Origin of the sequence: Lutibacter sp., assembly GCF_046055765.1 — a bacterium.
In the GTDB taxonomy this organism is placed as follows: Bacteria; Bacteroidota; Bacteroidia; order Flavobacteriales; family Flavobacteriaceae; genus Lutibacter.
Map to the genome: position 1 here is coordinate 1 of NZ_JASFZF010000066.1, position 12,037 is coordinate 12,037.

Sequence of the window (12,037 nt, forward strand, 5' to 3'; positions counted from 1 at the left end):
TCTTTGTTAATTTCTTGCTCATAATTAAAGGTTTGGCATAAATATTGCATCTTTTATATTAAAAAATACTAATTTCGACAAAACTAGTTATTTTTACATTGTTCAACAATAAAAATTACAACTGATTATGGAAGTTTCAAAAATAATTAATCAAAAAAACTTACAATTAAGCATGTTATTTGTTTTAGCTGTTAGTTTATTTTCGTGTGGTACTTATCAAAGTGCATATAATTATGATAATGATGGAATTTATACTTCACATGAACAAGAGCAAAATGAAGTTGTAATGATAGAATCTAAATCTACTTTTGATAAAAATTATTTTTCCAATCAACTTGAAGATCTTCAGAATATTAGTGATGACGATACCTTTACTGATATTGATACATATTATTACGATGATGTGGAATATGAAAATGATACTATTTATACTGATGATTATAATGCACCTTGGGAATATACTGATGATATAACAATTAATATAAATACTGGTTACGCAAGTTCAGGATATTATTGGTATAATCCATTCTACTACTCTTACTACAATTATTATCCTTATTACTCTAACTATTACTATCCTTGGAGATCTTACAATCCTTATTATTATGGGTATTACAACCCATACTATCAGTTTGGATATTATTATCCTTACAATAGCTACTCTCCTTATTATGGGTATTCTCATTATGATTATTATAACAATTCTATTAGATATAATAGATTTGATTCTTATGGAAAAAGAACTGCTTACAACACTAATACGAGAAGATACAGTACAAATTTATCATCTAAAAGTAGACGACGTTCAACATCAACAACTCCAACCAATAGAAGAACTGAATATTCTGATACTAGAAGAACTAGAACTGGTAACTCAACCAGAAATACAAACACTAGAACATCTAGACAACCTTCAAGAAGTCATTCTACAACTCCAAGAAGTTCTAATACAAGAAGTTCATCAACCAGAACTAGAACAATTAGAAATGTAGCTTATAACGAAAATAGAACAGGTAGACCTAGTTATAATCGCTCTATACCAAACAACAATTCACCTAGACATACGCAAAGTACAAAGTCTTCAAATAATAGAAGTTCTTCTGCAAATAACAGTGGTAATTCAACAAGATCGTCAAATAATAGAAGTTCTTCTTCGGCTCACAAAAGCAGTTCATCAAGGTCAACTACACCAAGATCTTCGTCAAGATCCTCCAATAATTCATCAAGTAGACGTTCAAAACATAATTAAAACAAAACATCATGAAAAAACTATATTTCGCAGTAATGCTAAGCGTTGCTTATATATCTAATGCACAAACTTTAAGTTATAATGACCTAGGCACATTGTTTTCCAAAGAAAACATTAATGGAACAGCTCGTTATAATGCTATGAGTGGAGCTTTTGGTGCTTTAGGTGGTGATTTATCAGCAATTGAAACAAACCCTGCAGGTGCTGCTGTATATTTAAAAAGTGAATTTTCAGTTTCTTTAAACATTAAAAACACTGAAACAACTTCTACTTTTTATGGAACTAACGAACTATTAGAAAACGATTATTCAAACTTATCCCAAGCGGGTGGTGTATTTGTTTTTAATACACGTAATAATTCAAATTGGAGCAACGTTGCTTTAGGTTTTAATTATAGTATTGCTAATAATTTTGAAGGTTTTTGGATGGCAAGTGGAAATAGTGGTTATGCACCAATTTCAGATTTGTATGATAATGACCCTGTTATTTATGTAAATTCTGATGGCCAATATTTTGAGAATTTTACAGATGGAAAAAATAATAAATACTCATTTACTATTGCTTCACAATACAACGATAATTTATATGTAGGAGCATCTATTAATACTTACGACCTAGAACATTACCAAAGTACGCTTATTGAAGAATATAATAATGATGGTAGTGGAAATACATTTGACGTATCTCAAACCCAAGAATTATTAACTTATGGTGACGGTTATTCTTTTAATATTGGCTTTATTTCAACGCCAAATGATAATATTAGATTCGGAGTAGCTTATCAATCACCTGTTTGGTACACACTTACTGAAGAATTTATTGAATATGATGTAACTATTTTTGAAAATGATGTGAATACAATATCAGATTTTTCAGGAACAAATGGCTTTGATTATGAATTAAGAACACCAAGTAAACTAACTAGTAGTTTTGCTTATATTTTTGATAAACAAGGACTTATTAGTATTGACTACATTTACAAGAATTACAGTAACATAAAGTTAAGTAACTCAAATTTCACACAAGAAAACATAGCTTTTAATAACGATTTAAAAAGTGTTGGACAACTACGTATTGGGACTGAATGGCGCTTTGATGATTTATCTATTAGAGGTGGATATCACATAGATAAAAGCCCTTATAAAAACGCTTTAGACTCTGACGATATTGAAGGTTTTTCTTTTGGTGCTGGTTATAAATTTAGAGGTGGAAAATTAGATTTTTCTTATCAAAAAGAAAGCAATACATCTTCCTACAATTTTTATCCACAATACAATCAAGTTGATGCTACAGAGTTAGATACTAATACTTCAAAATTCACTGCTACTTTAGTATTAAACATTTAATTTAAAACAACATATTTTAGAAAACGCCTCAAAATTGAGGCGTTTTTTATTTTTCAATTCAATTCATTAACTATGTTTTAGTACTTTTGCACAAATAATTTAAAAAAATGGAAACAATTTCTTTAAAAATAGAAAAAACAACTACTAATACAATCCTAAAATTTACTGCAAATTCAGTATTAATTAGTGGAAGCTACCAGTTTAATAATATAGATGAGGCTAAAAACTCACCATTAGCACAGCAATTATTTCAATTACCTTTTGTAAAACGTGTTTTTATTTCAGCTAATTTTATAGCAATTGAACGATTTGATATTGTTCATTGGAGTGATGTTCAAGAAGAAGTAAAGGAACAAATTGAAGTTTATTTAAATAATCCTGGGGTACTCGTTTTAGACGAAACAAAATCTCAACAAAAAATACCAATTGAAATTTATGCTGAATCAACTCCAAATCCTGCAGTTTTAAAATTTGTTGCTAATAAAAAATTAGTAGAATTAGATGTTGAATTCAAAAATTTAGAAAGTGCTAAGAATGCTCCTTTAGCTGTAGCTTTATTCAATTTTCCTTATGTTAAAGAAGTTTATATTTCAGAAAATTATGTTTCAGTAACAAAATCTGATACCGTAGAATGGGAAGAAATAACTATTGAAATAAGAAGTTTTATTAGAGAATATATCGCTGAGGGAAAAACCATTATTGAAGCTAATCTTCAACAAGTAAAAGACACACAAACAACACCAAATACAACAACTAACTTAGATGACGTGTCTAAACAGGTTATTAATCTTATAGATCAATATGTAAAACCAGCTGTTGCTGCTGATGGCGGAAATATTGCATTTCAATCTTATGATGCAACAACACAAACTGTAAATGTAATTTTACAAGGAGCTTGCAGTGGCTGTCCTTCATCTACAGTTACTTTAAAAAATGGTATTGAAAATATGTTAAAACAATTAATACCCGGAAAAATTAGTCAAGTTGTAGCAGTAAATTTCTAACTATTTTATGAGCAAAAAAATAAAACCATATAAAAATTCTAACCTTGGAAAAAAGGAGCAAGTTTCAAAAATGTTTGATACCATTTCAAAAGAATACGATGGGTTAAATCGTGTAATTTCTTTTGGTATTGATGTAAAATGGAGAAAGAAAGTTGTAAAAATTATTGGAGATACTAATCCCGATTCAATTTTAGATATTGCAACAGGAACAGGCGATTTAGCTATTAATTTAGCAAAAACTAAAGCTTCAAAAATAATTGGACTAGACATTTCTCAAGGAATGCTGGATGTTGGGATAAAAAAAATTAAAAAATTAAACCTAAATAATACCATAGAAATGGTTTTAGGCGATTCAGAAAAAATTCCTTTTAGCGACAATTCATTTGATGCAATTACTGTAGCCTTTGGTGTTCGTAATTTTGAAGATTTAGAAAAAGGCTTATCTGAAATTTACCGAGTTTTAAAAACTGGAGGTACTTTTGCTGTTTTAGAAACATCTATTCCAACAAAAACACCTTACAAACAGGGTTATAAATTTTATTCTAAAAACATATTACCTTTAATAGGTAAATTATTCTCAAAAGATAAATCGGCTTATAAATATTTATCAGATTCTGCAGCTGCTTTTCCTTATGGAGAAGCTTTCAACAATATTTTACAAAAAATAGGGTTTATAACTATTGAAAACAAGCCACAAACTTTTGGGGTTGCTTCAATTTATACTGCAAAAAAATAATGTATGAAGAAAGTTTTAGTAACTATTGCCTTAATTTTTCTAATCCTAAACAATAGTATTGCTCAAAAAAGAGACATTGTTCAGTACAAACAAAATTGGGATAAGCAAACTATTTTTTGGGGCTATTATTTAGGTATTAACAAAAAGAGTTTTAAAATAACTTACCTTACTCCTAACACTTTTATTGACATTACAAGTACAGCTGGTTTTGAGGTTGGCTTAATTGGCGATTTAAAATTACACAAAAATATAAATTTACGTCTCGAACCTGGGCTTTCGAGCAATACAAAAACACTTGTATTTACAAATATTGAAGGTTCAGAATATATTAAAACTCGAGAAGTTAACGGAACATATCTAAGAATTCCTCTTCTACTAAAACTTAGTTCCAATAGATTAAATAATATGAGACCTTATGTTGTTGGTGGCGTTTCTTATGATTTTAATTTCTCTAGTAATCAGGATAATCCTAATGATAATTTAGATGGTGAATTTAGAATGACCAAAAACAATTTCATGTATGAAATTGGCGTAGGTGTAGACTTATATTTACCATTTTTTATTTTTTCACCTTCAATTAGAGGTGTTTTTGCTATAAATAATGAGTTAGTAAGAGATGTTGACCCTAATAGCCAATGGACAGGACCAATAGATTATTTTGGGACAAGAGGTGTTTTTATAAAATTTGCATTTCACTAAAAAACAATTAGGTACTTCTTTTAAATTCACTTAATAAAATTGCAGTAGCAGCTGCTACATTTAAACTTTCAGTTTGTTCCTCACCAAACCTTGGAATTGAAATTGTTTTAGATAACAAGTTTAAAATTGAAGTGCTTATTCCATTAGCCTCATTTCCCATTACCAAAATTGCATTTTTTAATAAATTACTTTTATAAACATTTTCACCATCCATTAATGATGCATATTTTGGGAGATTTGAATTTTGCAAATAGTCAACCAAATTAGTATAAACAATAGAAACCCTTGTTAAAGAACCCATTGATGCTTGCACAACTTTAGAATTATAACAATCAACCGTATTTGTGGAACAAATTAATTGGTCAACTCCAAACCAATCACATAATCTAATAATAGTTCCTAAATTTCCCGGATCATTAATACCATCCAGCGCTAAAATTAGCCCTTCATTTTTTATGCTTTTTTCTGAAGGAATTTTAAAAAGTGCGAATATATTATTTGGTGTTTTTAATGTGCTTATTTTCTTTAATTCAGCATCAGAAATTAAACATCTATTTTCAATACTTTTGTAGCTAGAATCATCAACACAAAATAGTTGTTCTAATTCAAAATTAGAGTTTAAAAGTTCATCAACAACTTTAGTTCCTTCAGCAATAAATAATTTACTTTTAATTCGGTACTTTTTTTGTTGTAAACTCGTTATTAATTTTAACTGATTTTTACTTAAACTCATATTATTAAATATAAAAAATTGTAATTTGGTAAAACCTTGAAAAGGTTTACTTTTGAAACAAATTTAAACTCTTATTTATTGAAAAACAATTTTATAATATTAATAATTTTTTTAAGTATATCTTATAGTTTTTCATCGTGTAACACAATTAAGTATGTTCCCGAAAATGAAAACCTACTTGTTAAAAATACTATAATTGTTAATACTAAAAAAAATGTTGATAACGAAATAACAGGATATATTGTTCAGCGCCCTAATCAATTAGTACTTGGAATACCTTTTCCACTTTATTTTTATAATATTGGTAACAAAAATTTTGAAACAGATTTTGAAAAATGGAAATTAAACAAGCCTAATTGGTATCAATTTACGGCAGGTATATTTTCAGAAAAACAAGCAAAAGGAATTAGAAATTTTAAATATAAAACGCATCAATGGTATTTAAATAATGGTGAAGCTCCCATACTTTTAGATTCAAAAAAAACAGCTCAAACTATTGAGAGTTTAACACAACATTACTTAAATGAAGGGTATTTTAATGTAAAAGTATCTTCTGAAACACAAAAATTAAAAAACAAGAAAATTGCTGTTAACTATATTGTAAAAACAGACAAACCATATACATTAAACAGTATTACAACTACAATAAAATCAAAAATTTTAGATTCAATTTACACTATTCATAAAAATGAATCTTTTATAAAAAAAGATAATCAATGGAAACTTTCTTCATTTATTAGTGAACAAAATAGGCTTACAAGTTTATTTAGAAATTCTGGTGTTTATAGATTTAATAAAAATGCTATTACATTTGATGTTGATTCAAGTAATTATAAATCGGATATTGACTTAATTATCAATGACAGTATTGGAAATGTTCCTTTTAAAATTCAGAAAATAAAGAATATTAATATTTACACAGATTTTTCTTACAATACAAAAGACAACCCAATAAAAGACAGCCTTAACTATAATGGGTATTTATTTTTAGCACATGAAAAACTAAAATACAACCCAAAATTATTTTTAAACTCGATTTTTATTGAGCCTAATTCTATTTATAAAGATAAAACAAGAGAGTTAACCCGTAAAAGTTTAAGAAGTTTAAAAAACTTTAGATCCGTTGATATAAAATATACCGAGTTAGAAAATGATTTTCTTGAAGCTTCAATCTATTTAACAGCTCTCAAGAAGTATTCAATAGGATTTAATACTGAATTAACACATTCAAACATTCGGCAACTTGGAATTTCAGGTAAATTATCATTTCTAAATAGAAATATTTTTAAAGGCTCTGAAATTTTAAAATTCTCTGTTCAAGGCTCTTTTTTAGATTCTAAAGATGCAGCAGATAATGAAAGTTTACTTAATGCCTGGGAAATTGGTGGTGATATATCTTTAGAGCTTCCTCGATTTTTATTACCAATAAAAGGTGAAATTATTTCTAAAAGAAAATCTCCAAAAACTACATTTACGTTAGGTACAAGTTTGCAAAAAAACATTGGTTTAGATAAACAAAAATTTACAGGAATAATAGATTATACTTGGGAATCTTCAATTACAAAAAAACATAGTTTTCAACTCTTAAACACACAATTTATTCAAAATTTAAATGTTAGTTCTTACTTTAATATTTATAATTCTGAATTTATCGAAATTCAAAATATTGCAACTACTTATTTTAACGAAACATTAAATACCACTAATGTTATTGATTTTATTAACGCCAATATAAATTCTAATTTTGAAGCCACAAACCCTGTTGAATTTAAAATTGCTCAGAATATAAAAAACAGATATAATATAATTACTGAAAATGTTTTAATACCTTCATTATCCTATACTTACACATATAATAATAGTGAAAACTATAAAGATATTGATTTCTCTTTTTTTAGAGCTCGAATAGTATCATCGGGTAATTTAACTACACTTTTAGCTACAAATAGAGATAAAAACAACATAAAAACATTATTTAAAACACCTATAGCACAATACATAAGAACCGATTTAGAATATAAAAAATTCTGGAATGTATCTTTAGAAAATGTACTTGCATTTAGAAGTTTTTTAGGAATAGCAATACCTTATGGAAATTCAAGCACTATTCCTTTTAGTAGAAGTTATTTTATTGGAGGACCTAATGATTTACGTGCTTGGAAAATTTACGATTTAGGGCCAGGATTAACTCAAAGTGGATTAGAATTTAATGTTGGAAATCTTAAATTTATAAGCAGTTTAGAGTATCGGTTTAAAATAATTAACAGTATAAAAGGAGCCTTATTTATTGATGCTGGAAATATATGGGACATTTCAAATTCAGAATTAACAACATCTAAAGCTAGGTTTAATGGGGTAAACTCTTTAAAAGATATTGCAATTGGATCAGGGCTTGGAATTAGGTATGATTTAAGTTTTATTTTATTACGCCTAGATTTAGGTTTCAAAACATACGAGCCATACCTTCCTGAAGGAAATAAATGGTTTAGTAATTACAACTTCACAAAAACTGTTTATAATTTTGGTATAAGTTATCCGTTTTAAACAAAGCACCTTTAACTATTACGATTTCGTGTTTTTTATTCACAAAATATCTATTTAAAAGGTAATATTCATTAATTTTGCTAGAATAAGATATCAAAACTAATTCACATAAAATATTATGAGCCATACAATTAAACCAGGAGTAGCTACAGGAAAAAAAGTACAAGAGATTTTTAAATTAGCAAAAACTAAAAAATTTGCATTACCTGCTGTAAACGTCACAGGTTCTAATACTATAAACACAGTTTTAGAAACAGCAAAAGAGTTAAATTCACCAGTAATAATTCAATTTTCAAATGGTGGAGCTCATTTTAATGCTGGTAAAGGTTTATCTAATGAAAATCAAAAAGCGGCAATAGCTGGGGCAATAGCTGGAGCAAAACACGTACACACTTTAGCTGAAGCTTATGGAGTTCCTGTAATTTTACATACGGACCATTGTGCTAAAAAATTACTTCCTTGGATTGATGGTTTATTAGATGCTGGAGAACAATTTTATAAAGAAAATGGCGTACCTCTTTTTAGCTCTCATATGATTGACTTATCTGAAGAACCTATTAAAGAAAATATTGAAATTTGCAAAACATATTTAGAACGTATGAGCAAAATAGATATGACTTTAGAGATTGAATTAGGAATCACCGGCGGAGAAGAAGATGGTGTAGACAACTCAGATGTTGATGCTTCAAAATTATATACTCAGCCTGAAGAAGTTGCTTTTTCCTACGAAGAACTTAAAAAAGTTAGTGATTGTTTTACAATAGCGGCTTCATTTGGTAATGTACACGGTGTTTACAAACCTGGAAACGTAAAATTAACTCCAAAAATATTAGATAATTCTCAAAAATATATAGAAGAAAAATACAACACCGAAAAAAATCCAGTAGATTTTGTGTTCCATGGCGGTTCAGGTTCCTCTCTTGAAGAAATTAGAGAAGCTATCGGTTATGGTGTTATTAAAATGAATATTGATACCGATTTACAATTTGCTTTTACTGAAGGTATAAGAGATTATATGAATGATAAAATTGACTATTTAAAAACACAAATAGGAAATCCTGATGGTGCAGAACAACCAAACAAAAAATATTACGACCCTAGAAAATGGTTACGTGAAGGTGAGGCTACATTTAGAAAGAGATTAATTAAAGCTTTTGAAGATTTAAACAATATAAACACATTGTAATTGCAACTTTAAATAGTTTAAAAAATAAAGAGAGTCCTTTTTTAGGTGTTCTCTTTATTTTTTTTAGTAATTTGCACACCCATTTTTCATTTAAAACAAAATATGTATGTCATCTTGGTTTCAAAGAAAAGATAAAGGAATTCAAACACCTACTGAAGAGAAAAAAGATGTACCAAAAGGGTTATGGTACAAAACTCCAAGTGGGAAAGTTATAGATACAAAAGAGTTAAAAGAAAATTTTTATGTGAGCCCAGAAGATGGCTACCATGTTAGAATAGGAAGCGCTGAATATTTTGAAATTCTTTTTGACGATAATAAGTTTAAAGAGTTTGATGCAGATATGGTTTCTAAAGATCCACTAAAATTTTCTGATAGCAAAAAATATACAGATAGATTAAAACAAGCATACGAAAAAACGAAATTAAAAGATGCTGTTAGAACAGCAGTAGGTAAATCATTTGGAAAAGATTTAGTAATTGCCGCTATGGATTTTAGTTTTATTGGTGGTTCTATGGGTAGCGTGGTTGGAGAGAAAATTGCAAGAGCAATTGACTATTCAATAAAAAATAAAGTGCCTTTTTTAATGATTTCAAAATCTGGCGGAGCTAGAATGATGGAAGCGGCAATATCTTTAATGCAATTAGTAAAAACATCAGCTAAATTAGCACAACTTGCTGAAGTTAATATTCCATACATTTCATTATGTACCGATCCTACAACTGGAGGAACTACTGCTTCGTACGCTATGTTAGGTGATATAAACATTGCTGAACCTAATGCATTAGTTGCTTTTGCAGGCCCAAGAGTTGTAAAAGACACAACAGGTAAAGAATTACCTCCAGGGTTTCAACGTTCAGAATTTGTACTAGAACACGGTTTTTTAGATAAAATTATAGAACGTAAAAACTTAAAAAAACAGGTGAATTTATATATAGATTTAATTCAAAATTTACCAATTAGAAAATAAAAAAAAGCGAGCTAAAAATCAGCTCGCTTTTTTTATGTGAATTTTATATGTATTTAAAAGTAAAGCCCTCTTAAGGTAACCTCAAATTCTTCTCCAGAATCATTTGTAAAAATTGCCATATTATCACAACTTCCATCTCCAAAATCTAACATTCCACTTCTATCTTGTTTATGTAGCTCAACAACACCACTTACAATAAACCTACATGCCATTTCACGTCTTAAAGGTTCAATTATAGTAGAAGAAAATACAGTACCATCTTTAAAAGTAGTAGCCCATCTTCCAGTAATTAAAAACACATTATCTCCAAAAGTTCTAGTATCATAACCCTCAATAAATTCTCTAACTTTAGTTCCTTCTCTTGATGCATAATCACCATCAGGCCAAATAATTTTAACATCCATAGTTAAAGTTGACTGTGGGTTTCCATTTTCATTTTCTCTAACTCTAACTATAGTATTACCACCTTCAATTTTTAATTCATTGAAATAAAAATTTTCAAATGTGTAAGATACTGTTAATGATTGTATATCAATATTAATTGCATGGCTCATATTAATTTTCCCACTCAAAATATTTCCGTTTGGTAATTCACAACCATCACCAAAATCAAACGTTACTGTTTTTGTAGTTTCTGTTAATACAATAGTTTTGGTAAGACATGGTAAAAAATCTTCAGTTTTCTCAGCATTTTCACTTTTACCAACAATTTCAGTTTCAATAAAGAAATCATCAATTACGTTATTTACTTCATCAGACACATCATCTGCTTCAGCCAAAACAATAGCTTGTTCTTCCGTTATAGGTTCCGTTGTATTTACAGTATCATTATCATTACAACTTACTAATAGGATTGTGCTCACAAAAAAAAGTGTTAACATTTTTAAATTTAAAATTTTCATAAGATTATATTTTAATTGGTTTAACAAAAAATTAACTTTTAATGCTTCTAAGACACTCAAAATTTAAAAAGGTTTAATTTATACCTAAAAAATAGTGGAGATGTGTTTGTACCTAATTGTTAATCAAAATAATAATAGTATATTTGCGGCCTGTTTACTGCATATACAGTAATCATACATAAAAATTATTAATAAAAATTAATGTTAGCATGTACTTAACAAAAGAAAAAAAAGCAGAAATTTTTGCCAAACATGGTGAAACTGCAACAAACACTGGTTCTGCAGAAGGACAAATTGCCCTATTTACTTTCAGAATTAACCATTTAACGAAACATTTAAAAAATAATCATAAAGATTATAATACGGAACGTTCTTTGGTAAAATTAGTAGGGAAAAGAAGAAATTTACTTGACTACCTAATTAAAAACGATATTATAAGGTATCGCGAAATAATTAAAGAATTAGATTTAAGAAAATAATTTCACAAATTAAGAGGCAACTATTGCCTCTTTTTTTTTAAAATTAAACACACATTAAAGAAAGCATCTATTAAACTTTTCATTGGTTCATAAACAACACAACAACTAAAACCAATTGTTTAATTAAAATTAAAACATTATTTATGATACCAAAGGTATTTAAAGAAATTATTGATTTAGGAGATGGAAGAA

The 12,037-nt window shown here is 28.1% G+C and carries 11 protein-coding genes; 9 read left to right on the plus strand and 2 right to left on the minus strand.

From position 1 onward, the window contains the following. Positions 1-127 precede the first annotated feature (127 nt). From QM495_RS06935 to QM495_RS06955, 5 genes are all read left to right on the plus strand, one after another. Positions 128-1,249, plus strand: a complete 1,122-nt coding sequence (locus QM495_RS06935) for a hypothetical protein (protein ID WP_408671384.1) — start codon at positions 128-130, stop codon at positions 1,247-1,249. Between the two features lie 11 nt (positions 1,250-1,260). Next, a complete protein-coding gene (locus tag QM495_RS06940) occupies positions 1,261-2,595 on the plus strand; it encodes an OmpP1/FadL family transporter (RefSeq protein WP_408671385.1) in 1,335 nt (444 codons plus the stop codon). A gap of 107 nt (positions 2,596-2,702) precedes the next feature. Continuing rightward, on the plus strand, positions 2,703-3,599 hold the full coding sequence (locus QM495_RS06945; RefSeq protein WP_408671386.1) for a NifU family protein: 897 nt from the start codon (positions 2,703-2,705) through the stop codon (positions 3,597-3,599). Positions 3,600-3,606: 7 nt separating this feature from the next. Continuing rightward, entirely contained in the window at positions 3,607-4,335 is a 729-nt protein-coding gene (gene ubiE / locus QM495_RS06950) for a bifunctional demethylmenaquinone methyltransferase/2-methoxy-6-polyprenyl-1,4-benzoquinol methylase UbiE (protein ID WP_408671387.1), read from the plus strand. A 3-nt stretch (positions 4,336-4,338) separates the two neighbouring features. Further along, complete coding sequence (locus QM495_RS06955) at positions 4,339-5,034, plus strand: porin family protein (RefSeq protein WP_408671388.1); 696 nt, start codon at positions 4,339-4,341, stop codon at positions 5,032-5,034. Between the two features lie 7 nt (positions 5,035-5,041). On the opposite strand, the gene QM495_RS06960 is transcribed toward QM495_RS06955, so the two are convergent. Then, entirely contained in the window at positions 5,042-5,767 is a 726-nt protein-coding gene (locus QM495_RS06960) for a TrmH family RNA methyltransferase (RefSeq protein ID WP_408671389.1), read from the minus strand. Between the two features lie 78 nt (positions 5,768-5,845). Between QM495_RS06960 and QM495_RS06965 the strand changes: the two genes are divergently transcribed. From QM495_RS06965 to accD, 3 genes are all read left to right on the plus strand, one after another. Continuing rightward, positions 5,846-8,311 carry a BamA/TamA family outer membrane protein gene (locus tag QM495_RS06965; protein WP_408671390.1) on the plus strand — a complete coding sequence of 822 codons (2,466 nt, stop codon included), beginning with the start codon at positions 5,846-5,848 and terminating at the stop codon, positions 8,309-8,311. A 118-nt stretch (positions 8,312-8,429) separates the two neighbouring features. After that, positions 8,430-9,497, plus strand: a complete 1,068-nt coding sequence (gene fbaA, locus QM495_RS06970; protein ID WP_408671391.1) for a class II fructose-bisphosphate aldolase — start codon at positions 8,430-8,432, stop codon at positions 9,495-9,497. A 106-nt stretch (positions 9,498-9,603) separates the two neighbouring features. Further along, on the plus strand, positions 9,604-10,464 hold the full coding sequence (gene accD, locus QM495_RS06975; RefSeq protein ID WP_408671392.1) for an acetyl-CoA carboxylase, carboxyltransferase subunit beta: 861 nt from the start codon (positions 9,604-9,606) through the stop codon (positions 10,462-10,464). A gap of 53 nt (positions 10,465-10,517) precedes the next feature. Here the strand turns inward: accD and QM495_RS06980 are convergent, their stop codons facing one another. Further along, entirely contained in the window at positions 10,518-11,366 is an 849-nt protein-coding gene (locus tag QM495_RS06980) for a hypothetical protein (RefSeq protein WP_408671393.1), read from the minus strand. 209 nt (positions 11,367-11,575) lie between these two features. Here QM495_RS06980 and rpsO point away from each other — a divergent pair, with 209 nt between their 5' ends. Then, positions 11,576-11,845 carry a 30S ribosomal protein S15 gene (gene rpsO / locus QM495_RS06985; protein ID WP_408671394.1) on the plus strand — a complete coding sequence of 90 codons (270 nt, stop codon included), beginning with the start codon at positions 11,576-11,578 and terminating at the stop codon, positions 11,843-11,845. The last annotated feature ends 192 nt before the right edge of the window (positions 11,846-12,037 follow it).